The following is a 24,559-nucleotide window of genomic DNA, read 5'->3' on the forward strand; positions in this document are numbered from 1 at the left end:
TACGGCTAGGCCAACGACGAAGCACCCGCGCTCGGGGGTACCAAGCGCGGGTGCTTCGTCGAACTCTTGGCTTGCTGGGGCCTGCGATCAGGCGGGCATATGGATGATCGGGAGGTGCCCCTCGGGCCCGTACCGGCTGCCCTCGCTGGTCAGGATCGAGGCTCGATGCTCCAGGGCGGCCATCACCGTGGCGGCCAGGTCGACGCGGCCGGTGAGACCACGCCAGTAGGACAGCTCTTGCCACGACTCACCCCGGGTGGGCAGCCGCGCGCAGGAGTCGTGGCTGAGCAGCCGGTACAGGTGTTTCCTGTGCTTCGCGTCGGCGGCCAGCTCCAGGGCCTCAGCGGCGGTAACGGCAGTGATGCCGAAGCGCTGGCCATCGGTGATGACCTCACCGATGGGTTCCCCGACGTGGATCGAGTACGGGTAGGCCAGCAGCGCTGAGCGGTCCAGCACCAGCGCGAGCGGGCGCTGCTCGTCCTCGGTGCTCACGCGGCCGACCGGCTGGCGTCGTCCGCCTCATCCTGCATGTGCTGGCGCACCCGCTCGCGTACGGCCTCGTAGCGCTCGTGCGGCCATTGGGCCTGCACCTGTAGCCGGTGGGCGCGGGCCTCGGCCATGCCTTGCTCGGTGAGTTGAACCCCGGCATCGGCCATCAGCGCACGAAACTCGTCCATGCGCCTGCGATCGCGGACGGCCTGGGCGACGTACGCGGAGGCGTTGGGCTGCTGCTCCAGGGTCTCGGCCACGTCCTCGGGCACGGAGACGGTCACTCGACGCTTTGTCATACTGATCAGGCTACTTCTGTCACACCATCACGTACAGCGACGTCACGCACTCAAAAGGGTGCCGGGCCGGGCGTGCGGTCCGACACCGAGGTCGGGGGCTGTTGGCCGACGTCGGCCAGTTCCTGCGCCCGGTCGCGCTCGATCAGCTCGGCTCGGCCGTTGACGTGGGTGCAGTCCGGCCGCTCGCAGGTGAACCCGCCGCCGGGAAGCCGCCGGTGGTCCTGGTCGTACGTCGCCGCGGCGTTGTCGATGTCGGTCACGATCTCTGCCTTCTGTCTGGTGACGTACCGGTGGGAAGTGCGGCGTGCAGGTAGAGGGAGTCCACCGCCCTGCACCTCTGGGGCGTTCGCCGGCAACCCGACGACGAGCCGGTGCACCTGGACGTCCCGGCGGCGTCGGGTCTGCGTACCCGGCCGGCGCTGGTGCCGCACCACCGTCGGGGTTTCCGGCCGGAGTTCCCGGATGCGCTGCTGCGCGACGGCCTGCCCGCCGTCCGGCTGGAACGGGCGCTGGTCGACGCCTGGCCCGTGCTGCCCGCCGCCGATCGTCCCGCCCCGCTGATCCGGGCGATCAACGAGCGCCTGACCACGCCGGCGCGGGTCGGCACCGCGCTCGCCGCCGCGTAGAGGCTGGCCCGCCGGGCCGACCTGCGTACGCTGCTGCACCGGCTGGCCGCCGGCTGCCGCAGTCCGCTGGAGGTGTGGGGGTCACGACCACGTCTTCACCGGCCCGGGGATGCCCCGGCTCTGGCGACAGTTCCGCGTCAGCGTCGAGGGGCGCGTCATGTACCTCGACGTCTACGCCGAGCGGGAACGCGTCGACTTCGCAGGGGCTGGCCTTCGTCCGCGACCTGCAGGGCTACCCGCATCAGACGATCACGGTGGAACCGCCTATGTGGTGGAGCCGGACTCGGTGGACGTAGCCTGCGCGGCGGGGCCCGACGTGCCCCGGGCGGGGCTGGACGCCTGCGGCGGGACGATGTCGATGGCGGTGAGGGGCTCGAAGATCCCGTCGAAGCGCCGCCGGTCCCGCAGGAGGTCCCCGGTCCACCGCGCGGCGGCCCGCTGCTCCGCGGCCATGTGCCGCCGGGCCCGGGACAACTCCTCGTCGACCGTCCGGGCCTCCTCGCCGCCGGCGGGGTCGTCGACCATCTCGTCCAGGATCGCCATCCACCGCCGGCTGAGCTGCTCGGCGTACCGGGCCCGCTTCAGGTAGAACTCGTACTGGTGCTCCAGTTCGATCAGGCGCTCCCAGTGCGGCCGCAGCGCCTGCCGTACCCTGTCGTCGTGGCGTACCGCCACCTCCACCCGGCACCGCACCGTCACGCCGGCCCGGTCGTACCGCCACGGGGTCTCCTCGTCCAGCGCCGCCTGTAGGGCCGCCTCCAACTGGCCGGCCCGGTGCGGGGCGACGTGGCGCGCCCGCTCCGCGGCGGCGCGTCGTAGCCGCTGGACTGCCGCGGGCATGAAGTGGCGCGCGTACCAGATCAGCGCCTCCGGCCCGAGGCCCGCCGCCGACCAGGTGAACACGGCGCGGACGGTGAACGTGAAGACGTGTCCCTTCGCCGCGACGCTGATCGGGCCGGACGGCTCCCGGTGCTCGAAAATCTCGTCGGGCGGGGGAGACGCCCGGCTGCCCTCCATCGCCCCGCGCACCCTGCGCAGCAGCGGGAGTAGCCGCGCCCACGACGTACGCAGCACCGTCACCGCGCGGGGACCCGCGCGCCGGGCCAGCTGCCGGCCCCGGTCGACCCACCGTGGCGGCCCGTCCTGCGGGCTCGCCTTCCCGCTCGACGCGTCGGTCAATGTCACCCCTCCTGCGCACCGTCAGCCGGTGCCACTCCGCGGCGGCGGGTGACTGGTCGAGGGGGTGTCGCGCCGTCGGCGCGGACCAGCCGGGACGTGTCGACGGTGACGAACGTCGCCCCACGCTAACAAGGCCGGGGCGCCACCACCGGCAGCCGCGCGGTGTCCCGCGCGCGTCGGCGGGACGACGGCAGTCACCTCGTGGGCGTCTCCGAGCGGAAGCTGCGCCCGAGTTGATCTCCGAGGCCGAAGTAGTGGCGGAAGTTGTAGATCAGCGGGTTCCAGGACGCCGGATCGACATGGTCGGTCCCCGGCACGACGATGCGGGCGTCGGCGTGCACGGCCAGGACGTGAGCTTCCACGATGAGATGCTCTCCGGTGGTGTCGGGGTGGATGCGCGCGGCGCGGGCCTCCAACTGCAGCGGACAGTCGGCTACCCGTGGGGGCCGCACGTGCTGTGACGGTGCCGGCCGGAGACCGGCGGCCTCGAACTTCGCCGGTTCGTATCGGAAGCGGTCGCGCTTCTCGACCGGCACCGGGCTCCGGCCGGTCAGGGGAGCGAGGCGCTCGACGGCCTCCCACTGGTGTGCGGCGGGAAGGTTGATCACCATGTCGGGCCGAGTGGCGAGGTTGCGGGCGCTCTGGCCTCCCCGGCCCAGGCCGAGCACCACCAGGTGGCCAAGGGCCCACGCCGAGGACATGGGGGCCAGGTTCGCGCTGGCGTCGGCGTTCTCGGTGCTCAGCAGCACCACCGGGGTGCCGAAGTACAAGATCTTGGGGTTGATCGTGACGTGTGCGTCCGGGCTGATCGTTTTCACGTGGCCGACCGTACGGGCGTCAAGCTTCGGCGCCCGCCGAAGTGACCGTGCGTCATGATGGGCGGGTGGATCCCGAGGGCGGCAGTGCGGCGGTGGCGGCGTGGGCGGCGCTGCTGGCCGACCGTACCCGCGCGGCGTTCTGCCTCGCGTTGCTGGACGGACGCGCCTGGACCGTCGGCGAGCTGGCCCGGCACGCCGGCGTGGCGGTCTCCACCGCCAGCGAGCACGCCGGCCGGCTCGTCGCCGGCGAACTGGCGGTGCAGGAACGCCAGGGCCGGCACCGCTACCTGCGACTCGCCGACGCGCAGTTGGCGTCGCTGATCGAGGCGATCGCGGCCGCCGCGGGGCACCGCCCGCAGCCGGTGCGCTCGCTGTCCGCCGCGCACCGGCGCCGCGCCCTGGCACACGCGCGCACCTGCTACGACCACCTTGCCGGTGCCGTCGCCGTGGCCGTGGCCGACGCCATGACCGTCAAGGGCATGCTCGCGTGGGAGCACGGGTTGACCCTGACCAGCCGGGGTGTGGCCTGGCTGACGGAGCTGGGCATCGCCCTGCCGGAGGAGGGGGCACGCCGACGACCGGTGTTGCGCTCCTGCCTCGACTGGACCGAACGTCGACCCCATCTGGCGGGAACGGCCGGCGCCGCGCTGTGCGACCACGCGTTCGGCGCCGGATGGATCACCCGCATCGGCACCAGCCGCGCGGTGAAGGTCACCACCGCCGGCCGGCAGGCCCTGGCCGAACACCTGGACATCACCGATCTCGCCTGACGCGCTTGGCCGGTGGCGGGCCCGCCGCGGCCGGTGGCCCCGCGTGCGCCCGCGCGACGTCGACGGCAGGCCCCAGCCGCACGGCGACCGGCTGCTCGTGGCCCTGGAGGCGGGAGAGGACGACGCACCCGACACCCCGGCCGCGCCGGCCCTGCTCGACTACGCCGACGGGCTCGGCGAGGTGGTGCGGGTGGGCGACAACGAGTGGATCGCCCTGCCGGACGCCTGGGTCGTCAACGCCCACCGCAGCGCCGCCACTTCCTCCTGAAGCCCCGACACGCCGAGGCCTGAATGCACGTCAGTTTTGGATGGGCCCGTCGGATGCGACACACTGCCCGGGTGAGTCCAGTGAGCCGTAATCGACGCCGCAACGGGAAGAAGCGAACCGTACGGAGCGGTGCGCCGCTCGCCGTGGTGGGCGCGCCGGAGGAGTGCGACTGCCCCTACTGCACCGGCGCCCTGCCCGAGCCGGAGCAGCTCGCCGACCTACTTGCGCAGTCGGTCGACATCGACGCCCTGCGGGATCCGCTCGAGCTGGAGATCGCCGCCTCGATGCTGCTGGCGATCGGGACCGCCCTCGGCGACGACTTCGACCAGGCGTTGCTGCAGTTGTTCGTGCCGCGGTTCGAGGCGCAGTCCACCCCGGAGGCGCGGGCGATGCTGGCGGGTATCGCCGCGATCACCGAAGGTGAGGTCAGCCGGGTCGCCGCGGAGGCGGCCCGCCGGCTCGCCGCCGCCGGCGTACCCGCGCCGCCCTGGCTCGCCGAGCTGGAAGCCCCGGTCAGGGTGGAGGAGTGCCGCCGCTTCACCGGGCCGGAGGGACTGACGTTCCTGCTGGCCGGCAGGTTCCAGCGGGCCGGTCGGCGGCATGCTGTCTTCGTTCTCCTGGACGACTGCGACTGTGGTGCCGCCAGCCAGATCCTGTCGATCGACGCGGACCAGTGGGACGAGGCGCGGGAGTCGCTCCTGTCCGACCTGCGTGCCGGCGGCGTCGACGTCACGGAGGAGAAGCTGCGGCCGGCGGACTTCCGCCGCGCCGTGGAGGACGCGCTGGACGCCCGCGCCGAGCACGACGAGGTCGACCCCGAACCGCTGGACGAACTCGTCGACGAGGACGGCCCCGCCTATCCGCCCCTGGCCCTGCTGCTGCGCAGTCGGATGCGGGCGCTCCCCGCGCCCCGACGCAAGCGGCCTCGCCCGCGCGACGGCGAACCGGACATCGCCGCGATCTCCGCGCTGCTCGACATCCTGGCCCAGCCCCGGCGCGGCGCTGCCCTGCCGGCCCAGCGCCGTCCCGCCGGCCTGCCGGCGAAGCGCAAGAAGTCGGACGGGCCGGCGCCGATCTACCAGATCAAGGTGGGCCTGCGGGGCGCGCGCCCGCCGATCTGGCGGCGTCTCGAGGTGCCCGCCGACGTCAGTCTCGCCCGGCTGCACGAGCTGATCCAGGTCGCCTTCGACTGGTACGACACCCACCTGCACGTCTTCGAGACCGCGTACGGCAGCTTCGGTCGTCCCGACGCCGACCTCGGCCACCGCGCCGCGTCCCGGGTCACCCTGGAGCAGGTCGCCCCCGCCGTCGGGGACAAGCTGCGCTACACGTACGACTTCGGCGACTCCTGGGAACACGACATCGTCGTGGAGAAGACCCTCGACCGGGACCCGTCGGTGACGTACCCGCGCTGTGTCGGCGGGCGGCGCGCGGCGCCGCCGGAGGACTGCGGCGGAGTGTGGGGGTACGCGGAGCTGGTGGAGATCCTCGGCGACCCCGCCCACCCGGAGCACCGGGACAGGCTGGACTGGCTGGGCCTGGACGACCCGACGGACTTCGACCCGGCCCGCTTCGACGCGAAGGCGGTGACCGCAGCCCTGCCGCAGCAGCGGTAGTACCCAGCCGCTCATGATCGTTGACGGCCCAGCGACCCGACACGCCGACGACAACGCCGCTCAACCGCCAACCTTCAACCGAGCCCCGCGAGCTGGACGTAGATTTCGCGCTTGACGGTTGCGTTGCCGCGCCGGTCGAGGACGTAGCCGGTCAGCCAGACCCAGCCGGCGTACGTCGGGCGGTCGCAGACCGAGACGACGCGGAAGGTCAGGGCGCGGTCCCCGGCGAACTGCACCGAGGCGCGGCCGTCGATGCGGAGCAGGTCGCCGGGGCGGGGCCGCACCGCTACCAGGGCCCTTCGTTGGGTTGGCGGCACTCGCGGGCGTGCATCGTCTGCCAGTCGCGCAGCGCCCGCTTGATCCGGTCGTTCTCCTGGCTGAGCCTCCGTACCTGCTGGTGCAGGTCGTTCAGCTCGTCGGCGACCCGGGCCTGGAACTCGCGTACCTGGTCGGGGTCGAAGCCCCGGCGGCGCGGGTCGAACGCGCGGCTGCGCACCTCGTGCGGGGTCATGCGGGCCGGGCGACCGGTCCCGTAGAGCTGGCCACCTCGATACACCTGGGCCACGACGATCCTTTCCGGAGCAGGCGAGGGCGCGGAGGGGTGAAGCGGTGGGTCTGGAAGGGCGGGCCGTCCGCATGCCGGCGCGGACGGCCCGCCCGCTCCGCCACCGCAGCCCAGTTCGGCGGTACGACAGCGGAGCAGTCCGGTGGGTCGGGACGGGCACGCACACCCGCCCCGACCAGGGGGATGAGCCGATCTCGTTGCCACGCGAGGAGCGGCTCGTGATCAACCATATATGCCTAAGTTGCGGAAAGCAACGCTTGGTTGTCCAGCGAGTGCGTGTCGTGATCAAATTGGCGTGCCACGCGAGGAGTGCCATGCCACAGACACCGGACTACATCCGGATCTCAAACGAGATCATCAACGACCTGCACACCGGAAAGGTGCAGTCGGGGGACAAGTTACCGTCGATCGCGGAGATGGCTGACCGCTTCGAGGTCAGCTCATCGACGATCCAGATGGTCTATGTGCGGCTGGAGGCGCTGCGCGTCATTCGGCGACACCAGGGCAAGGGCGTCTTCATCACCGACCCGAAAACCTGGATGCGTGAGCCGTAGGTAGCCGCCCGGCTACGGACACGGGCTCTACGGGTGGCGCTGTCCCAGTGGTCAGCCGACCAGAGTCTTTGCGTGATCGACCGGAACTGCTCTTGTCCGACCTGCAGAAGCAGGCCAAGAACCTGGAGAAGGACCTGCGGGGGCAGGCCGAGTCGGTCGAGGAGGTGCGCTCCAAGCTGCGTGGCGAGTACGACCATGCCTTCAAGGTCGGGCGTACCGCCGCCACATGGGTGGGGTTCGTCGCCGGCGGACATCTACGCCAGCTTCCTCGCCGAGACCACCAACCGGCTGCACCTCACCGACGAGGCGTTGACGTCGTGGCGCCCGCCGAAGGCGACCCGTGGCCGCAAGGCGAAGGCGTGACCATCAGATCCGAGCGGCTCTACGAACCGTCTATCGTGGACGTCAGTTTGGGAAGGGACAAGGCGTGACCGTTGATAACGAGGCAGCCCGGCCAGTGTGGACCCTGGCTACGGAGGCCGTGAACCTGCCGAACGTGGTGAGCGATGAAGGTATGACGCCGGCCCGACTCGCCGAACTGCGGACAGCACTGGCGGCACTTGCAGATTCCCCCATCGCGACGCTGGAAGCGCATCCGCTGCCGACCAAGCGCGATCGGAAGGGCGGGATTCCGCTCCAGGCAGCCAGTCCGCTCGCCCAGCAGTTGTCGCACCTCGTGACTCAGACAGCGAAGTCGGCGCCTCCGACGCTGAACGTCGCCGCCACCGGTGAAGTGCTCTACCGGTTTGTGGTGCCGGCGAAGGTCGCCGCGCAGGTCGGTAAGGGGCTCTTTCGGCCCATGGCTGCCAAGACACTTGCCGGAGGTATTCGCGGCCCGCTGGTCGACTCCGCCGGCCGCATCGTAGCCGGTGGCACGTTCGTGCCCGTTGCTGGCAAGGCCGCTGTTGCGGGCGCGGCAACCGGCTCGGCCACGACGGCTGGCGTGGCTGTGGCCAGCGCCGGAGCGTTGACAGTGGCCGCGCCACTTGTGCTGATGGCGGTGGCGGTCGGCGTCAGCGCCTACGCCGATCAGCAACGCCAGAAAGCCATCGAGCGGATCACCGACCTGCTGGAGCAGTTGCACGAGGACAAACTTGAGAATGAACGCAGCGAGTTGGGCGGTTGTCGCGACGCGATCGACAAGGCAACGTCGGTTCTCCTCGACCAGGGCAGGGTCGGCCTGTCGCTGGGGCTGGATTCCTCGTCGTACGCGATCAGCAAGGCGATCGAAAAAGCCGAGCACCGGCTCTCAAAATGGCAGGACGCGCTGGACAAGCTGCCCGACGGCCCGGTCGAAGTCGGTGCGTTGACGGAGTCGTTCCCCGGTATCAACGGGGAAGGCGGCAAATTCCGCGCGCACGTGGAGCTGGCCCGACTCGCCATCGCTTTCAAGCGCCGAGTGATCGTGCTTCAAGCAGTCGAACACGCTCAGTTAGTGGGAGCGGACAATCCGTTCAAAAGTTTCATCGGAACTCTGCGCGACGACGAGCGCCGCGTCGACGAGTTGGAGTCAGGCATCAACTCAGTCCTGCTTCGACTGTCAACTCTCGAGTTGAAGCGTTACGGCGGTTTCCGGAGCATCATGTTCACCCAGGGTGAGGTCGACGACCTACTCAAAGCCGTATATCGTCTTCGTGCCCTGGGCGATGGCCTCAACCTGGGAACCCGCCGAGCTGACGTTGCGATCGAGATTGAGCGAAGCGGCGACGGATCGCTCGTAGTGTTCCCTGCAGTCGCTGCCTGAGGCGGCAGCCGCCGTCGGTGGGCTGCTTGACCGGGGGTTTGATGCCGTTCGCCGCCCTCTGGGGGCACGTGACCTGCGACGGATTCCGCTGTAGGCCGCGCCAGCGTGGCAGCCGGTAGAAGCCGAGGGGGCCGACGGTAGGCTTCGGCCTGTGGCAACGGAGCTTCCCTGGCGAAGTGTCGAGCCGCTTCCCGAGCTGAACGGCGACGTGGCCGAGCTGCTGGCCGCCATCGGGAGCCTCCGTCGGGTGTGGGAGGAGAATCTCTCCGTCGCAACGCCCGAAGAAGTGGAGGAAGCGCGGAAGCGCAGCCTCCGCCGGCACGCCATCGAGACCGGCGTCATCGAGCGTCTCTACGACGTCGACTGGGACGTGACGGAGGCGCTGGTCGCCGAAGGGTTGACCCTTGAGGCGGCGGCAGGCAAAGGCGGAATCACCGAGGACACCCTCGCGGTTATCCGGGATCAGTACTCCGCACTCGACTACCTGGCGAAGGCGGCTCGCGGTGACACGAGCCTGACACTCCAGTTCATTCGGGAGTTGCACGTCCTGATCACGCGGAACCAGCCGACCTACGACGCGATGGACCAGTTCGGCCGTATCGTCAAGGTTCCGTTGCCGCACGGAGAATGGAAGAAGCAAGCGAACTCGGTCACCCGTGACGACGGTACCCGCATCAGCTTCGTGCCTCCCGAGCACGTGCAGTCGGAGATGGAACTGCTTGTCGCGCGCTACGAGGAGGCGGCGTCCGCGCATCCGCTGGTTCGGGCCGCCTGGCTGCACCATCGGTTCATCTGTATACACCCGTTCGCCGACGGTAACGGCCGCGTCGCCCGGGCACTGACCCTGCTGGTGCTGCTGCAGGCGCGCTACGCCCCGCTCGTGGTGGATCGGCGTCAGCGGGCGGACTACATCGCGGCGCTCGACAGGGCGAACGACGGCGACCTGCGGCCGCTGGTCCGCTTCTTCGCGCGATTGGAACGCATCGCGCTCACCTCCGAACTCACACGGCCCGTCGAGGTCGCGCCAGCGGGGGAGAGCGCGGTCGAGGTTGCCCGTGCGTACGCCCAACGGCTGCGCATCCTCGTGGAGAAGAGGAACGACAAGCAGGGCCAACAGGCGCGGGCGCTCGCGAAGGACGTGCACGGCAAGCTCGTCGGATACCTGCAGGGCGTTCGTGAGCAGTTCCAGGACGCGTTCCGCGCGGTCGACGGCGAGGCCAAGGCGACGGTCATCCAGGCCATCCCGCCCGAGGAGCGGGCCCTCTGGTGGCGCGCTCAACTCGTCCGTACCGCGAATGCGGTGGACTTCTACAGCAACCTGCGGGAGGGAAGCTGGTGGGCGCAGTTGCGGCTGACCGTCCTCGGGCAGACCCTGCGCTATGTCGTGGCGGTGCAGAAGGTCGGTCGAGGCGAGACGGGCGTGCTCGCGGTAACGACCTTCGCCGAGTCGGTGGAGAACCACGCGGACGCAGAGCACACGCGTGCCGTACCGTTGCTGAATTCCACCCCGGACGACAGCGTCACGTTGATCTACAGTGACTCGGCGGATGCTCGTTGGTCGGACGTGTGTGAGTTGGTGGACCGGACGCTGGCGGCCGCCATCGCGGGCTTCAGCAACGGTTTGGGATAAGCGCTCACCTCACGATCCGGACCTGCGAGGGGTAGCGATCCGACCGCCAGTTTGGACCTTACGGGTAACCCGTTCAGCTTCGTCCGCTTCTCGACGCCGAGGATTGACCGCGTCGCTGGGGATGGTTCGACGTCGATTCCTTTCGGTAGGGTGGTGCCTCCATGACGTACGAGGGGATGCGACGTGGACAAGCCCGGCAGTGTGTTCTGTGTCGAGGGGCAGTGGGGCGACGACCTGGCTGAGCGCGGTTCGGTGCTGCCGACGTTGGAGCTGTTGGAGCGACTGCGCAGAATCCGCTTCATCCATCGGGACGTGGCAACGCCCGGCGAGCTGCGCTTCTACCTCGACCAGTGGTTGTCGCGGAAGTGCACCGCCTACAACGTCGGCATCTTCGCCATGGACGGAGGGCCCGGTCGCCTCTGCCTCTCGGGGCAGCATGAGCTGGATCTGGCCGAAATCGTGAGCTGGCTGCGGGGCCGATGCGAGGGCAAGCGACTCTACTTCGACTGCGGTGCGATCCTGCGGCTCTCTGAGACCGCCCTCGTGGAGATCCTGGAGGAGACAGGAGCGTCGATGGTGTGCGGTTTCACCAGGACCATCGACTGGGTCGGGTCGTCCGCGTTCGACACCGTCCTCGTCGACCGGCTGGCCAACGGCCGTAGGGCCAACAGCGTCGAGCAGTTGGTGCGAACCGCCCGGTGGGCGCCCTTGGCGCAGCACCTCGGATTCCGCATGATCTACCAGCACTCTCAGGGGCCACGGATACCCGCGATGAGGCGGCCGGAGCCGGTCGTGCCGGTCTGAGGCGTCGAGCAGGAAGACACCACGGGGAGGGAAGACCAACAGTGATGGATGCGCGCTTCCGACGGCATCGGGTCGACCTGTGAGGGATGGCTTGGAGGTCGACGCCTGGTCGCTCCGAGCGCACTCGTCGGCGGTCGACGACTGCGCCGATGCGGTCGAGCGGTGCCGTCACGCGGCTTCCACGATCGAGCTGGGGCGCGCTGCGTACGGTCGGCTCTGTCAGATGATTCCGCACCTGCTTGAGCCGGTGCATGAGGCCGTCGTCGACAGCCTCGGGGAGACGGCGTGCGAGATGCAGCGTGCGGCTGACGCACTGCGTGCGGTCGCCGACCGGTACGACCAGGGCGACCAGCGTGCGGCCATCCGGTTCGGTGGCGGGGAACGGTGAGCGAGTCCTCTCCGTTGATCGCGGCCCGTGAGGACAGCACGACCGCGTTCAGCGGCATCTACCTCGCCGAGGACATCGACGCGCTGATGGCGGGGTACGCCTCCGGCAGTTGGATCGATGCCACGATCGGTGGCCTGGCGACCTCGATGGACGCTCTCGCCTTCGTCACCGATCCGCTGGGCCAACTGGTGGCGTGGGGGGTCGGCTGGTTGATCGAGCACGTCAAGCCCTTGTCCGACGCACTGGACGAGTTGGCGGGTGACCCCGACCAGATCCACGCCTATGCGCAGACATGGCGGAACGTCGCCGGGGCAACGGCCGAAGCGGCCGCCGCATTCGCCGGCTCGGTTGACGGGCAGTTGGCGGGCTGGGGCGGGGCCGCCGCCGACGCGTACCGCGCGAACAGCGGCAGACACGTGGCCGCCTTGAACGCGCTCACCAAGGCGGCCTACGCCATGGCGGAGATCACCGAGGGGGCGGGACTGCTGGTCGCGATGGTTCGTGGCCTCGTTCGGGATCTCATCGCGGAGTTCGTGTCGGTCCTGGCGGTGCGCCTCTGGGAGTGGCTCGCCGAAGAGGGACTGACGTTGGGCTTGGCCACCCCATGGGTCGTCACCCAGGTAACCGCCCTCGCCAGCAAATGGGCCGCCCGGATCGCCCGCCTGCTGCACGCGCTGATCGAGAGCCTGCGCCGGCTGGCTCCCGTCCTGCGCCGGCTGGGACAGCTCATCGCAGAGCTGAAAACCCTCGTCCGCGGCGGAGGGTCCAGGGCCGGTGCCGTGCCGTCAGACCTCCTCGACCGCACCACCCATCTGCTCCACGCCGACGCTGATCCGCTTCGCAAGTGGGGCCCGGCGCGGCAGACTCATTCTGAACAGTGGGAGGCCGCCATCCAGGAGGCCCGAGATCTCGGTGTCGAGATCACCTTCCGCTCCGGCGCTCTGGCCTACGGCCCGGCGCCAGGGCCGGGCAACCCCGGCCACCTTGTGCTCGATCCGGATGCGTCGTACGGGGCGCTGCTGCACGAGATGCAGCACCTACGGGACGATCACGCTGCGGGATGGGCCGGCATGAGAGGCTGGTTCGAGGACCCGGTCGTACGGTATGAGAACGAGGTTCGCGCCTACCAGCGAGAAATCGACTATGCCAGATCGATCGGTGACCACGAGTCCGTTGACCGCCTGAATCAGGCGATCCGCGAAGAGTATTCGAGAATCTTCGGAGTTGACCCATGACCGCCCCGCCCCCGCCCCGTCTCCCTGTGCCACCTGTGCGGCAGATGAGCAACGCGGAGCTGGCGAACCTCGCCGCTCAGGGCGGCCCGTACCGGGGCAAGGCGGTGTTCGAGCTGGTCGACCGGGCGCGAGTGGACGACGCTGCCGCCGGTCTGCTCGATCAGTTGAGCCGGCTCCCGGCCCTGCGCCGGGACCGGGTCCATCTGGTCTCCCTCGCCTGGGCGGCGATCATCGGACTGCTCGCCGCCGAGACCCCGGAGGCGCGGAAGCGGGCCTACGCCGCGTTCGCCGCGTTGGACCCCGCCGAACAGGCGGACTTCCTCTCGTACGTGCGCGCGGAGCGGATTGAGGACGCGCATCCACGCGTCTGAGGGGTGCTGCCCCGACTTGGGCCAGCAGTAGGAGAACGGTCGGCCGGGGAGGCGGGGCGCACCGGACGATGGCAGATCCAGTCCCCGGTCTGGGCATCGACCCGTTTCGGCGCGCCCCCGCACGTGTCGCCCGTTCAGTCGTTCTCGGGGAACCCCATGCTCAGCGAGCTACGCGTCGAGGTGACCCACCGTGAGGTGACCGCCTTCTGACGGGTGAAGAACGCGAACCCTTCCGGACCGTACGCGGGAGCGTCACCGAGAAGTGAGTCCTTCCAGCCGCCGAAGGCGAAGTAGGAGACCGGTACGGGAACCGGGACGTTCACTCCGACCATGCCCACCTGAACCTCGCGTTCGAAGCGTCGGGCGGCGCGGCCGTCGTTGGTGAAGATGGCCGTCCCGTTGCCGAACTGGCTGGAGTTGATGAGACGTAGCCCTTCGTCGAGGTCCTTCACGCGGACCACCGCGAGCACGGGGCCGAAGATCTCGTCCTCGTACGCCTTCGAGGTCGTCGGAACCCCGTCCAGGAGCGTGGGGCCGAGCCAGAAACCGTTCTCGTGGCCGTCCACCCGGCAGTGGCGGCCGTCCACCAGCACCGTGGCGCCGTCGCGTTCGGCGATGTCGATATAGCTGGCCACCCGGTCCCGGTGTTGGCGGGTGATCAGCGGGCCCATGTCCGGGTCGGTGCGGCCGTCGCCGACCCGCAGCCTCGCGGCCCGCTCCTGGATCCGCGCGTTCAGCTCGTCGGCGATCGACTCCTCGGCAAGGACGACGGAGATGGCCATGCATCTTTCGCCGGCCGACCCGAATCCACCGGACACCGCCTGGTCCGCGGCGGCGTCGAGGTCGGCGTCGGCAAGCACGAGCATGTGGTTCTTCGCGCCACCGAAGGCCTGAACGCGTTTTCCGACCCGCGCTGCGGACTCGTAGATCGAACGCGCCACCGGCGTCGACCCGACGAAGGAGACCGCCTGTACGTCCGGGTGGTGCAGCAGGGCTTCGACAGCGACGCGGTCGCCCTGGAGAACGTTGAACACCCCGTCGGGGAGCCCGGCGGCCTTCCAGAGCTCGGCCAGCCAGAGCGCCGCCGACGGCACCCGCTCACTCGGCTTGAGCACCACCGTGTTGCCGACGGCGATCGCGATGGGGGTGAACCACAGGGGCACCATCGCCGGGAAGTTGAACGGGCTGATCACGGCAACGACACCGAGTGGTTGCCGTACGGAATGCACATCGACGCCGGTGGACACGTTCTGTGCGTAACGTCCGCTGGTGAGGTGTGGGAACGCGGTCGCGAGGTCGACGACCTCAAGTCCGCGCTGCACCTCGGCCGCCGCGTCGGACACGGCCTTGCCGTGCTCACCGGTGATGATCCGCGCGAGTTCCTCCTTACGGCTGTTCAGCAGCTCGCGAAACCGGAAGACCACCGTCTGCCGTCTGGCGGCCGAGAGCTGAGACCATTCCTCGAAGGCGTGCCTGGCTGCCTCGACCGCGGCGGCGGTCTCGGTGGCGTCGGCCAGCACCACCTCCCTCGTGGCCGCTCCGAGCGCGGGGTCGAAGACGGCCGCCCGGCGCGCGGTTTCGCTGGCCACCCGACGCCCGTTGATCCAATGTCCGAGCGTCGGCTTGTTCGGGTCACTCACGTTCGATCCTCCAGTTCGGTTGGCAGGTTGAGTTACCGGCCCGACGTTCCGGCCGGCCGGCCCGCCTCGGGCGAGCGTGGGGTGGTGTTCAGTACGTGCCGGCCAGTCCCTCGACCAACCGGGCTGCGGACAGCGCTCGTTCCTCGTCCAGGGCCACGCACTGCATCCCGACCGGGAGTCCTCGCTCGTCTGTCCCGAAGGGAACGGTGACCGCGGCCAGTGGAGACCAGTTGACGGGCGCGCAGAAGCGGGTCAGTTGGCGGCTGGCACCGGTGAGTTCGGCGCGCGGACGCGAGTCGTCGTCGACGGCGGTGCGCAACGGCGCGGTGGTCGGGACGGTCGGCAGCACGAGCGCGTCGCACACCGAGAAGGCCGCCATCAGACGCTCGGTCAGGTGCGTGAGGGTCTTCCACGCGGCCAGCAGGTCAGCCGCGGTGTGCTGCGCCGCCGCGTCGAGAACGGTCCTGAGGCCACGGCTGTAGAGTCCCCGTCCGGCCGGATACCAGCCGGCTGCGTGGTGGGCCTGGTAGGCATCGGCGAAGAGCGGGACCAGCCGGACGGGATACCACTCGTCGAAGGCCGGGACCTGGACCGTCACCGTCGACACCCGGCTGTGCCGCGCCAGGCTCTCGCCGAGGTGCTCGTAGGCGATGCCGACGGCGGACTCCACGTCGCCGAGGTCCGCCGGGGCCAGGACGCCGAGGCGGTTAACGTCGACGGCGGTCGTCGGCCGCCCCGACATGGCGGACCAGAGGGCGGACAGGTCCCGCACGTTCGCCGCCAGGGGACCGCACGAGTCGGCTATCGGCGACAGCGGGATCTGGCCGGCCATGTCGACCGAGTGGGTACGCGGCTTCAGGCCGGCGACGCCGCAGAGCGCCGCCGGGATCCTGATCGATCCGCCGGTGTCGGTGCCGAGTGCGCCCAGGACTTCCCCGGCGGCGACTGCGGCTGCGGACCCTCCGCTGGAACCCCCCGCGATGCGGGTGAGGTCGTGGGGATTCCGCGTCGTCGGCGTGACCGTTCCCATGGCCATCTCGTGGGTGTGCGTCTTGCCGATCAGGACCGCTCCGGCGGCACGCAGGGCGCGTACCACCGTCGCGTCGTGCTCCGCTGCCGGTGCGCCGCTGAACAGGCGCGACCCTGCCCGGGTCGGCATTCCCGCCACATCGATGACGTCCTTGACGGCGAGGGGGATACCGAACAGCGGTGACCGGGGCTGGTATCCGGCGTCCAGCATGGCGTCGAGTTCGGCCGCTCGCGCACTGGCCTGCGCGGCGTCGATGTGGGCGAACGCGTGGACGTGCCGCTCGATGTCCGCGCAACGGTTGAGCGAGGTCTCCACGAGTTCGGTCACTGTCACGGATCCCGCGCGCAGCCTCCGCGCCGACTCGACGATCCCCTGGTCGCTGTCCCCGGAACCGGGCGTGACGCATCCGGCCGCGGCGACCGGCACCGACCGTCGAGGCTCGGACGCTTCTCGAGGCGCTTGGACAGTAATCGGATTCAGCCTTTCCGTGTAAGGGTTTCCGGTGCTCAGACCTTCAGGGACTTCTCTCCGGGGACCCAGTAGAGGATGCGGCGACGGACGATTCGGACGATCACGTTCAGCGTGATGCCGACCGCGCACAGGATCAGCAGGCAGGCGAAGACGGCGCCGGTGTTCATCCGGTACTGCGCCTGGAGGATGAGCACTCCGAGGCCCGCCTGGGCGCCGACGAACTCCCCGACGATCGCGCCGAGGGTGGAGAAGACCACGGCCATCTCGAAGCCCGTGAAGATGCTGGGCAGGGCGCTGGGAAGCAACAGCTTGCGCCTGATCTGCCCCCGGGTGGCCCGGTGCACCTTGAACAGCGCGATGTGCTCGGCGCTCACACTTCTGATCCCCGACATCGTGCCGAGGAGCACTGGGAAGAACGCGAGCAGCGCGACCACGACGACCTTCGAGGTCAGCCCGAACCCGAACCAGATGACGAACAGGGGCGCGATGGCGACCTTGGGGATCGACTGGATGGCGACGATGTACGGGTAGATCATGCGGTTCAGGATGTCGACCTCGACCAGTACGACCCCGAGCACCAGGCCGAGCACGGTTCCGATCGCCAGCCCGCTGAACGCCTCGGTGAGCGTGACCTGGGTGTGGTAGAGGAAGCTCCTCGTCGCGCCGGGATCGGTCAACGCCTGGAGGACTTCACCGAGCGGCGGAAAGATGAACGACGGGATGCCGAGTGCCCTGGGCACGTACTCCCAGGCCACGAGGAGCACCACCAGGAAGGCGAGCGGCGGAACGTGCCGCCGGGACGCGACCCCACGCCTCTTGGCGGAACCCTGGGCGCGGGACGGTGTCATCACACGGGTCGTAGTGGTGCTAGCCATTCTTTCGCTCCCCGTTGAAGTGCTGCCTGATCTTGTCGGCGGCCTCGCCGAACTTCGGGTCGGTGAGGATTTCCGGTCCTCGCTTGCGGCCGAAAGGCACCTCGACGACGTCGACGATGCGTCCGGGGCGCGGGCTCATGACCACCACCCGCTGGGACAGGTACACCGCCTCCGAGATGCTGTGGGTGATCAGTAGGGCGGTCTTCCCGCTCTGCTCCCACACCGAGTTGAGCTGGACGTTCAGCTGCTCCCTGGTGAGGGCGTCCAGCGCCCCGAACGGCTCGTCCAACAACAGCAGGGACGGGTCGTGCACCAGGGCCCGGCAGATCGCGGCGCGCTGCTGCATTCCCCCGGAGAGTTCGTTGGGGTAGGAGTCCGCGAATTCGTCCAGCCCCACGAGCGCGAGTAACGAGTGGGCCCGCTCCCGGTGTGCCGGTGTCGGCTTCTCGTTGAGCTCGACGGGAAGCAGCACGTTCTCGATGATCCTGCGCCAGGGGAGCATCACCGATCCCTGGAACGCGATGCCGATGTCGTTGCGCGGGCCCGTGATGGGTGCTCCCCCCAACTGGGCATCGCCAGCGGTGCGCTCTTCCAGACCGGCAAGAATCTTCAGCAGCGTGGTCTTTCCGCATCCGCTCGGTCCGACGACCGACACGAACTCGCCCTCGGCGATGTCCAGGTCGATGCCGTCGAGCGCCACCGTGACGCCCTTCTTCGTCTCGTACCGTTTACTCAGGTCGCGGATGGAGATGAGCGGCCGGGTGTGCGCACCTTCCCCATTCGTCGCCAGGTGCTGTGCCGTCGTGCTCATGCTGCTACCCCCAGTTCGGAATAGATCTCGAGTGCGTTGTCCCTGAGCACCCGTTCGGCCAGCCACACGGCCCGCTCGCCCGCCCACAGGTTGTTCGACCGGCCGCGCTCAAGCGCCCTGGCGACGGCCCACCGTCCGTTGCGGACAGCGGCCACGTGCATCTCGGGCAGCCCGGTGTCGGTACCGAAGATGACCTTGTTCGCGGGCAGGAACTCGAGCCACTCGTTGAGTCGACTCACAAGGTGCGTGCGGTGCAGGTACGGCATCCAGGAGAAGTCCAGGTAGACGTTGCCGTAGGTGTGCGCCATGATCGCGGTTTCGCTGCAGTAGGGGTAGCCGCCGTGGATCAGCACGAACGGGATCCCGAAAAACTCGGGTTGATCGAACACGGACTGGAGCAGCCGGGGGCGGGCCCCCGCGTAGGCCATGCCGGGCTCGCCGTGCCCCGACCCGACATGGATCTGTACGGGGAGCCGCCACGTCGCGATCTGGCGCAACACATGGAACGCGAGGTAGTCCTCGTAGACTGCCCGATCCTCGAACGAACCCGCGACGGCGCGGTTCCACGCGGACTCAGCCTCCCGGTAGCCGCGCGGCACGAACGCGAGGCTCCGCGTGTACGCAGAGGCGATCTTGAAACCGACGGCGCCGTTGGCGACGACGTACTTGATCGACGAGGTCAGGAACTCCAGGTAGGCCGCGAAGGACGTGGGAGCCTGGTCCAACCCGAGCTCGTTCAGTCGCGCCTGGAGATCGGCCCGGAACCGTGCGGTGAAGGATTCGACCTCCTCGCCGCGCTGCCCGGTTCGCCCGAGGGGAAACGGGTAGAGGTAACCGTCGATCCGCATCACCCACCGGTAGCGCGGTGAGTCGGCGAGCTCCTCGGGCATGGCTCGTACATCGGTCAGGACGACGGGACAGCCGACCAGATCGAGCGTCCGGTCGAAGAGCGCGCGGACGTCGCTCCGGGCGCGGGGCGAGCGGTAGTCGAAGCCGACCTGGGCGTCCAGGAACCTGTGCCCCTCGGCGAGGCTCTCCGCGAAGACCGTGGTCTCCCGATACCGGAGGGCGCGCTGGAGCAGGCCGCTGATCCCATGGGTCTCTTCGAGGTCCGCCAGTTCGGCCGCGTCCTGGCTGCGCTCGGCGTCGAGCCAGCGGGTGTACGCATCGGGACCGATCCGGGCCTCGACGTAACCGCGGGCGTACGCCTTCTCGTGACTGTCGGCGTCCCGCAGGCGGCCCCGGGAATCCTGGTAGGTGTCCATGCCGATATGACAGTGGTGGTCGACGACAGGGATTGCCGCCAGGTCATCGAGAATGGTCACGGGTTGGTCCCTTCGTGGGTCCGGATCACGGCTTCCACGTCTGCGCCTCTTTCGCGATGGTCTGTGCGTCGAAGTCGTTGTACTCCGGCACGAGATCGTTCGTGTAGAGCGGCGTGGGATCGAGCTTCTTCTTTACGATGCCGGCCGTCAGGGCAAAGTCCAGCCATGCCTGAACCGCCCCGTCGGGGTACCTCCCCCAGCTCGAGTTGGCCGCCGGATCGCCGGCGGTCAGCCGCTCGAGTCGTGCGCGGAATGCCGTCAGATCGGTGTCGAGCTGCTCCTCGAGCGACTTGCCCGCCACCCGTGTCTCGGGATACTCCGAGTACATCACCTGAAGCGCGGCGGCCGGATTCTCCGACGCGAAGACCGTCGCCTTGGCCATCGCCCTGCCGAAGCTGGCCACGGTCTTGGACTCGCTCTTCAGGAAGTCGGGTCTCACGAAGAAGGTCGTGGAGAACAGCGGGTCGATCTTGTCGTGGCTGAAAAACCGCAGTTTCATGCCGGACTTCTCCATCGCGGCGTACTCGGTGTCCCACAGCGAGAGGGCGTCGACCTTCCCCGACTTCAGAGCCTGTAGTGCCGGCGCGCCGGTTCCGGTGGCCACGAAGTCGACGTCGTCGGCGTCGACCCCGCCGAGCTGGAGGATTCCCTCGGCGAGCAGCACGTTGCCACTGCCCAGACTGTCGGCGCCGATCGTGGCGCCGGCGAAGTCACCGAGGCTCCGGATCGGCGAGTCGGCGCGCACGGCGATGCTTCCGGTGGGAGCACGGAGATAGTTGTAGACCATCACCAGTTCTTCGCCGGACTTGCCGCGCTCGGCCAACTGGTAGATCGGTTCCGACGTGGAACTGCCGATGTCGATTTGGCCGGTCAGGGTGCTCTGCACGCTCTCCGCGCTTCCGCCGGTCGTGACGAACCTGACGGCGAGGCCCTCGTCGGCGAAGTAACCCAGCCCCTGCGCGACCGCGATCAGGCTGTTGTTCGGCCCCATGATCGTGGGCACACCGACCGAGATCTGTTTGAGTCCCTCCGCCCCGTGGGACCCGCTGGAGCCGTTGGGAGGATCGATGCAGCCGGCAAGCGACACGGTCAACAGCGAACTGAGAAAAGCAGCGAACAAGGCTCGTCTTCGGTGCGTGATGGGCATCCTGGCCACCTTCGCTCGACTCTGAACTCCTGGCGTTTTCACGATGTGGGCAGTGTGTCTACATCGTGACGACAGCGACCCTAAGGCCGGGCCGGGCAGGTGTCAACAGCTCGATCAAGGGCCTGACCAGGCACCGGATCGAGTCAGGGTGCGACGGGGCGGATGCGAGGGCGCCGAAGGTGGGCGCAGCCACCCGGCCCTTCGTGGGATCGGAGGTGCGTGTTACGATGTGGGCACCCTGTCTGCATCGCGCCAACAGTACTCGCGCCCTGGAGAAAATGCCCATGACTTCCATCAAGGTGCTCGACAAGGCGGTGGCGGTCCTGGACCATCTCGCCGACGCGGGGCAGGCCACGCCGGCGGAGATCTCCGCGGCGATCGACGAACCACGCGGAACGGTCTACCGCCTGATCCGCAACCTCGTGCAATACGGCTATCTCGAGCCGACCGCGGATGGAAGCTCCTACCATCTCGGCGGACGCCTCTTCGAGCTCGGCACAATCGTCGCGGCTCGCTTCGCGGACCTGCAGTCCAGCGCCAAGCCCGCGATGGAACGCCTGAGTCGCGAGACCGGACAGACGGTCTTTCTCACGGTACGACGGGGACTGCGAGCCGTCTGCCTCGAGCGACTCGACGGGCAACAGATCCAGGTGATGATCCTGCCCCGAGGGGGGTCCGTTCCGCTCCACGGTGGCTCAGGCGCGCGCGTCCTCCTCGCCTACGCGGACCCGCAGGTTCAGCAGGAATTCCTCGGCCAGCCGTCGCTCGACGTCTTCACGCCGTCGACCCCTACCGCCGACGCTCTGCGAGACGAGCTCGCGAAGATCCGGGCCAACGGGTACTGCGTCTCAGTCGATGACGTCGTGCCGGGGATCGCCGCCGTCGGAGCGCCCATCTTCGATCAGAAGCACGAGTTCAGAGCCGCGATCTCGGTCGCCGGCCCCGTCCCGTCGGTCATCGACGACATGTCCGAGCGCACGCGGACCCTCGTGATCCAGGCGGCTACCGACGTATCCGGGGCTCTCGGTTGTCGCTCGTACGCGGAGGCGGTCCGGAAGGCCGCCTCGCCGGCAGATCGCGACCAGCGAGGGGAAGTCGGCGTGCACGCCTTTGGGTGAGACGGATTCGCCCGCGGCTTCCACCCAACGCGAAACTTCGATCGCAAATCCGGAACGCCAGCGGTGCCATCACGAGGGTCGACGCCGCGGGTGACGGACTGCTGGACGTAGCGGGACTTCCCGGTCAGGGGGATCTCGCGACCCGTCGGGCCGTCCGTGGTGACGCCCCGGCTGGCCGAGCCGGCCCAGGCGGCCGTATACAGCTCCTGCACGATGACCCGCTGCGCGGACGCGCGCACCGCCCGCTCCGGCTGGGCCGCGAAGGGCTTCCCGACCACCCGGGGGCTGGTACTCGTGGAGCGGCGGGCAGTACAACTTCGCCGGCGGGCAGTTCTACAACCGCGAGGGCCAGCTCCCCACCAACGCCACCTACTACGAGTACGACGTCTACCCGCGCGCCTACGGCGCCGCCCGCGACGCGTACCGGATCGTGGTCAACAAGAGCACCGGCGCCTGCCGCCCTGGCTGACCGTGACGGCGGAGCCGGTCGACGCGGACGGTGCGACGGCCGGCCCGCCCGAGCAGCCCGTGCGGCTGGCGGCGGATGCCGCCCGCACCCGGGCCGCCCTGCGCGCGGCGCTGGTCGACGCCCTCGACCTGCCCGCGTACACCGGACCCACCTGGGACGCGCTCTCCGACGTGCTGCGCGACCGGCTCGACGCCGGGCCGCTGACCCTGGTCGTCGACGACGCCGGGCGGCTGCTCGCCGACGAGCCCCCAGGGCAGTTCGCCCTCCTGCTGGCGGTGCTCGGCGACGCCGCGGCCGCCGCCCGGTGCCCGCTGCGGGTGGTGCTGCGCGACGCCCCCGAGCGGCTGCCGTCCCTGCGCCGCCGGGCCGCCGAGGGCGTCAGCCGGCGTTGACCGGCTGGTCGAGGATCGCGCTGAAGCGCTCCTCGGCGAGGTCGAGCTGGCTGAAGATGTGCTCCTTGACCGACGGCGCGAGCGGGGTGTCCGGCCGGGCGATCAGCTCGCGCAGGACCGGCACGAGCGGCCGGTACTTGGTCGCCGACGAGAAGACCTTCGGGCCGACGGTGTGGATCACCCCGACCCCGTTGTCGGTGAAGTCGGAGACCTTGATGACCCGAGCCCACGGCTCCCGGTCGAGGCTCGCCGCCACGTGCTCCCGGTACTGCACGTACCGGTCCCGGTCCGGGTCGTACGCCGGGTTGGTGACCGCGGCGACCAGGCGCGCGACCCGCGGGCCGAACCGCGCGGAGAGCGCGGCCAGCGCCGTCGCCGTCACGTCGGCGCCCACCGAGGCGCCGCGCGCGCCCGCCGTCGCGGCCTCGCCACCGCCCGCCAGCTCCGCCGGGTGGTCCTCGACGGCGTCGTGCAGCAGCCCCGCCACGATCACGTCCACGTCGCGCACCTGGTAGTGGTGCATCAACCGGATCGCCACCCGCAGCAGGTGGTTCAGGTACGGCTCGCGCACCCGCCGGTCGTCGCGGTGCAGCTCGGCGGCGAGGTCGAGGGCGGCGGTGAGCCGGGCCCGCGCGTCGTCGTCGAAGGCGCGGATCTCCAGCCGGAACCGTTCCAGCAGGCCGGGCTCGCCGTGGATCTCGGTGATCGCGTGCATCGGCATCGAGGCCAGGTACGGCGGGAAACTCATCAACCACTTATAGCTGATCTTCACGGTGCCGTGGGGTGCCACGTCGGTGTCGCGACGGGACCCTTGCGGATCGCGGGATTCCCGACGCGCGGGCCGCGAGGGGCGCGCGCGGGCGAGAATCACCAGATGGACCGGGTGCCGGACGTGCTGGTGGCACTGCCCCCCGCCCTGGTCCTGGCGCTGGTCTTCCTGCTTCCCGCGCTGGAGGCGTCCACCTTCCTCGGCCTGGTGGTGCCCGGGGAGACCGCCGTGCTGGTCGGCGGGGTGCTCGCGTACGAGGGGCGGCTGCCGCTGTGGGCGGTGGTGCTCGCGGCCGTCGCCGGGGCCGCGGTGGGCGACCAGGTCGGGTACCTGGTCGGCCGCCGCTACGGCCACCGGCTGCTGGCCCGCACGCCCGGCCGGTTCGTCCGCTCCGGGGAGGTGCGGCGGGCGCTGGACCTGGTCCGCCGCCGGGGCGCCGCCGCCGTCGTGCTCGGCCGGTGGGTGGCGGCGCTGCGCGCCCTCGTGCCGGGGACGGCCGGGCTCAGTGGGATGCCGCGGCGCACCTTCACCCTGGCCAACGTCGGCGGCGGCGCGTTGTGGGCGGTCACCGTCGCGGTGCTCGGCTACCTCGCGGGCGCGTCGTACCGGCTGCTGGAGCGCCGCCTCGGACTGGGCGCGGAGGTGTTGCTGGCCGTGGTCGTGCTGCTGCTGGCCGTACGCGTCTGGCGGCTCCGCCGGGCCGCCCGGCGGTGAGGAGGCCCCGCCGGCCGGTTGGGGCCGGTGCTCGACGCGTACCGGGGCGCGTTCGTGGTAGTCAGCCCCGACACACGGGCCCCGATTCGGAGGAGAGGCACGATGACCGTCACGATTCCCAGCGTGGTCGTCCGCTATTTCGAGCTGAGCGGCAAAACCGACACGGACGCCCTCGTCTCCCTTTTCACCGACGACGCGATCGTGGCCGACGAGGACCGGACCTATGACGGTCCGGCGGCGATCCGGGCCTGGCGCGAGCGGCAGGTGGCCGAGTTCGACCACAAGGCCGTCCCGGAGGCCGTCGAGGAGGAGGCCGGCGGCAACCTGCTGGTCACCGCGATGGTGTCGGGCACCTTCCCGGGCAGCCCGGTCCGCCTGCGCCACCGCTTCACCCTGCGCGACGGCCTGATCGGCGCCTTGGACATCCGACCCTAGGGGGCCG

General features: G+C 69.8%; 30 protein-coding genes and 1 pseudogene. 17 read left to right on the forward strand and 14 right to left on the reverse strand.

Annotation, left to right across the window (positions count from 1 at the left end; genetic code table 11):
• Positions 1–87: 87 nt before the first annotated feature.
• From JD77_RS24740 to JD77_RS24750, 3 genes are read right to left on the reverse strand one after another with little or no spacing between them, the layout of a single operon-like run.
• Positions 88–492: a hypothetical protein gene (locus tag JD77_RS24740; RefSeq protein WP_145776384.1), complete on the reverse strand. Its 405-nt coding sequence runs from the start codon at positions 490–492 to the stop codon at positions 88–90.
• A complete protein-coding gene (locus JD77_RS24745) occupies positions 489–788 on the reverse strand; it encodes a hypothetical protein (protein ID WP_145776385.1) in 300 nt (99 codons plus the stop codon). Before JD77_RS24745 ends, JD77_RS24740 begins: the two co-directional genes overlap by 4 nt.
• A gap of 50 nt (positions 789–838) precedes the next feature.
• Positions 839–1,048 carry a hypothetical protein gene (locus tag JD77_RS24750; RefSeq protein ID WP_145776386.1) on the reverse strand — a complete coding sequence of 70 codons (210 nt, stop codon included), beginning with the start codon at positions 1,046–1,048 and terminating at the stop codon, positions 839–841.
• Between the two features lie 111 nt (positions 1,049–1,159).
• Here JD77_RS24750 and JD77_RS24755 point away from each other — a divergent pair, with 111 nt between their 5' ends.
• Entirely contained in the window at positions 1,160–1,414 is a 255-nt protein-coding gene (locus JD77_RS24755; RefSeq protein WP_145776387.1) for a hypothetical protein, read from the forward strand.
• A 264-nt stretch (positions 1,415–1,678) separates the two neighbouring features.
• Here the strand turns inward: JD77_RS24755 and JD77_RS24760 are convergent, their stop codons facing one another.
• A complete protein-coding gene (locus tag JD77_RS24760; protein WP_145776388.1) occupies positions 1,679–2,593 on the reverse strand; it encodes a hypothetical protein in 915 nt (304 codons plus the stop codon).
• A gap of 194 nt (positions 2,594–2,787) precedes the next feature.
• Positions 2,788–3,411, reverse strand: coding sequence for a flavin reductase family protein (locus JD77_RS24765; RefSeq protein WP_145776389.1), 624 nt, complete (start codon positions 3,409–3,411; stop codon positions 2,788–2,790).
• Positions 3,412–3,476: 65 nt separating this feature from the next.
• On the opposite strand from JD77_RS24765, the gene JD77_RS24770 reads away from it, so the two are divergent.
• The 3 genes from JD77_RS24770 to JD77_RS24780 all read left to right on the forward strand — a co-directional run bounded on the left by JD77_RS24770 (position 3,477) and on the right by JD77_RS24780 (position 6,065).
• Complete coding sequence (locus tag JD77_RS24770) at positions 3,477–4,181, forward strand: ArsR/SmtB family transcription factor (protein ID WP_145776390.1); 705 nt, start codon at positions 3,477–3,479, stop codon at positions 4,179–4,181.
• 43 nt (positions 4,182–4,224) lie between these two features.
• Positions 4,225–4,449 carry a hypothetical protein gene (locus tag JD77_RS24775; RefSeq protein ID WP_145776391.1) on the forward strand — a complete coding sequence of 75 codons (225 nt, stop codon included), beginning with the start codon at positions 4,225–4,227 and terminating at the stop codon, positions 4,447–4,449.
• A gap of 80 nt (positions 4,450–4,529) precedes the next feature.
• Positions 4,530–6,065 (forward strand): plasmid pRiA4b ORF-3 family protein, encoded by a 1,536-nt coding sequence (locus JD77_RS24780; RefSeq protein WP_211372659.1) that lies wholly within the window; start codon positions 4,530–4,532, stop codon positions 6,063–6,065.
• Positions 6,066–6,139: 74 nt separating this feature from the next.
• Here JD77_RS24780 and JD77_RS24785 read toward each other — a convergent pair whose 3' ends face one another.
• Both JD77_RS24785 and JD77_RS24790 read right to left on the reverse strand, forming a co-directional pair.
• Positions 6,140–6,349, reverse strand: a complete 210-nt coding sequence (locus tag JD77_RS24785) for a hypothetical protein (protein ID WP_145776393.1) — start codon at positions 6,347–6,349, stop codon at positions 6,140–6,142.
• A gap of 2 nt (positions 6,350–6,351) precedes the next feature.
• Positions 6,352–6,630: a DivIVA domain-containing protein gene (locus JD77_RS24790; RefSeq protein WP_246140915.1), complete on the reverse strand. Its 279-nt coding sequence runs from the start codon at positions 6,628–6,630 to the stop codon at positions 6,352–6,354.
• Positions 6,631–6,944: 314 nt separating this feature from the next.
• Here JD77_RS24790 and JD77_RS24795 point away from each other — a divergent pair, with 314 nt between their 5' ends.
• The 8 genes from JD77_RS24795 (at position 6,945) to JD77_RS24830 (ending at position 13,356) form a co-directional block, all read left to right on the forward strand.
• Entirely contained in the window at positions 6,945–7,184 is a 240-nt protein-coding gene (locus JD77_RS24795; RefSeq protein WP_145776394.1) for a winged helix-turn-helix domain-containing protein, read from the forward strand.
• A gap of 92 nt (positions 7,185–7,276) precedes the next feature.
• Positions 7,277–7,615, forward strand: coding sequence for a hypothetical protein (locus JD77_RS24800; RefSeq protein ID WP_145776395.1), 339 nt, complete (start codon positions 7,277–7,279; stop codon positions 7,613–7,615).
• Positions 7,612–8,928 (forward strand): hypothetical protein, encoded by a 1,317-nt coding sequence (locus JD77_RS24805; protein ID WP_145776396.1) that lies wholly within the window; start codon positions 7,612–7,614, stop codon positions 8,926–8,928. The genes JD77_RS24800 and JD77_RS24805 overlap by 4 nt, the downstream gene beginning before the upstream one ends.
• Positions 8,929–9,079: 151 nt before the next feature.
• Positions 9,080–10,558 (forward strand): Fic family protein, encoded by a 1,479-nt coding sequence (locus JD77_RS24810; protein WP_145776397.1) that lies wholly within the window; start codon positions 9,080–9,082, stop codon positions 10,556–10,558.
• Between the two features lie 183 nt (positions 10,559–10,741).
• Complete coding sequence (locus tag JD77_RS24815; RefSeq protein WP_145776398.1) at positions 10,742–11,362, forward strand: DUF6642 family protein; 621 nt, start codon at positions 10,742–10,744, stop codon at positions 11,360–11,362.
• Positions 11,363–11,453: 91 nt separating this feature from the next.
• Positions 11,454–11,750, forward strand: coding sequence for a type VII secretion target (locus JD77_RS24820; RefSeq protein ID WP_170286535.1), 297 nt, complete (start codon positions 11,454–11,456; stop codon positions 11,748–11,750).
• A complete protein-coding gene (locus JD77_RS24825; RefSeq protein ID WP_145776400.1) occupies positions 11,747–12,985 on the forward strand; it encodes a hypothetical protein in 1,239 nt (412 codons plus the stop codon). The genes JD77_RS24820 and JD77_RS24825 overlap by 4 nt, the downstream gene beginning before the upstream one ends.
• A 44-nt stretch (positions 12,986–13,029) precedes the next feature.
• On the forward strand, positions 13,030–13,356 hold the full coding sequence (locus JD77_RS24830) for a hypothetical protein (protein WP_145776401.1): 327 nt from the start codon (positions 13,030–13,032) through the stop codon (positions 13,354–13,356).
• 134 nt (positions 13,357–13,490) lie between these two features.
• On the opposite strand, the gene JD77_RS24835 is transcribed toward JD77_RS24830, so the two are convergent.
• The 6 genes from JD77_RS24835 to JD77_RS24860 all read right to left on the reverse strand — a co-directional run bounded on the left by JD77_RS24835 (position 13,491) and on the right by JD77_RS24860 (position 20,655).
• Complete coding sequence (locus JD77_RS24835) at positions 13,491–14,996, reverse strand: CoA-acylating methylmalonate-semialdehyde dehydrogenase (protein WP_145776402.1); 1,506 nt, start codon at positions 14,994–14,996, stop codon at positions 13,491–13,493.
• Positions 14,997–15,084: 88 nt separating this feature from the next.
• Entirely contained in the window at positions 15,085–16,353 is a 1,269-nt protein-coding gene (locus JD77_RS24840) for an amidase (protein WP_170286536.1), read from the reverse strand.
• Positions 16,354–16,532: 179 nt separating this feature from the next.
• Positions 16,533–17,345: an ABC transporter permease gene (locus JD77_RS24845; RefSeq protein WP_170286537.1), complete on the reverse strand. Its 813-nt coding sequence runs from the start codon at positions 17,343–17,345 to the stop codon at positions 16,533–16,535.
• Positions 17,346–17,364: 19 nt separating this feature from the next.
• Positions 17,365–18,183 (reverse strand): ABC transporter ATP-binding protein, encoded by an 819-nt coding sequence (locus tag JD77_RS24850; RefSeq protein ID WP_145776405.1) that lies wholly within the window; start codon positions 18,181–18,183, stop codon positions 17,365–17,367.
• Positions 18,180–19,448 carry an amidohydrolase family protein gene (locus tag JD77_RS24855; RefSeq protein ID WP_145776406.1) on the reverse strand — a complete coding sequence of 423 codons (1,269 nt, stop codon included), beginning with the start codon at positions 19,446–19,448 and terminating at the stop codon, positions 18,180–18,182. Before JD77_RS24855 ends, JD77_RS24850 begins: the two co-directional genes overlap by 4 nt.
• 85 nt (positions 19,449–19,533) lie before the next feature.
• Positions 19,534–20,655 (reverse strand): ABC transporter substrate-binding protein, encoded by a 1,122-nt coding sequence (locus JD77_RS24860; RefSeq protein WP_145776407.1) that lies wholly within the window; start codon positions 20,653–20,655, stop codon positions 19,534–19,536.
• A gap of 284 nt (positions 20,656–20,939) precedes the next feature.
• On the opposite strand from JD77_RS24860, the gene JD77_RS24865 reads away from it, so the two are divergent.
• The 3 genes and pseudogenes from JD77_RS24865 to JD77_RS24875 all read left to right on the forward strand — a co-directional run bounded on the left by JD77_RS24865 (position 20,940) and on the right by JD77_RS24875 (position 22,634).
• Positions 20,940–21,773 carry an IclR family transcriptional regulator gene (locus JD77_RS24865; protein ID WP_170286539.1) on the forward strand — a complete coding sequence of 278 codons (834 nt, stop codon included), beginning with the start codon at positions 20,940–20,942 and terminating at the stop codon, positions 21,771–21,773.
• A gap of 132 nt (positions 21,774–21,905) precedes the next feature.
• Positions 21,906–22,242, forward strand: a pseudogene (locus JD77_RS35620) (ribonuclease domain-containing protein).
• Between the two features lie 2 nt (positions 22,243–22,244).
• Positions 22,245–22,634 (forward strand): barstar family protein, encoded by a 390-nt coding sequence (locus JD77_RS24875; RefSeq protein WP_170286540.1) that lies wholly within the window; start codon positions 22,245–22,247, stop codon positions 22,632–22,634.
• Here JD77_RS24875 and JD77_RS24880 read toward each other — a convergent pair.
• Positions 22,621–23,382 (reverse strand): HD domain-containing protein, encoded by a 762-nt coding sequence (locus tag JD77_RS24880; RefSeq protein WP_145776410.1) that lies wholly within the window; start codon positions 23,380–23,382, stop codon positions 22,621–22,623. The two genes, JD77_RS24875 and JD77_RS24880, sit on opposite strands and share 14 nt — an antisense overlap.
• A gap of 126 nt (positions 23,383–23,508) precedes the next feature.
• On the opposite strand from JD77_RS24880, the gene JD77_RS24885 reads away from it, so the two are divergent.
• Both JD77_RS24885 and JD77_RS24890 read left to right on the forward strand, forming a co-directional pair.
• Positions 23,509–24,117, forward strand: coding sequence for a DedA family protein (locus JD77_RS24885; protein ID WP_145776411.1), 609 nt, complete (start codon positions 23,509–23,511; stop codon positions 24,115–24,117).
• A 102-nt stretch (positions 24,118–24,219) separates the two neighbouring features.
• Positions 24,220–24,552 (forward strand): nuclear transport factor 2 family protein, encoded by a 333-nt coding sequence (locus JD77_RS24890; RefSeq protein WP_145776412.1) that lies wholly within the window; start codon positions 24,220–24,222, stop codon positions 24,550–24,552.
• Positions 24,553–24,559: the final 7 nt, after the last annotated feature.

Origin of the sequence: Micromonospora olivasterospora, assembly GCF_007830265.1 — a bacterium.
GTDB classification, from domain to species: Bacteria; Actinomycetota; Actinomycetes; order Mycobacteriales; family Micromonosporaceae; genus Micromonospora; species Micromonospora olivasterospora.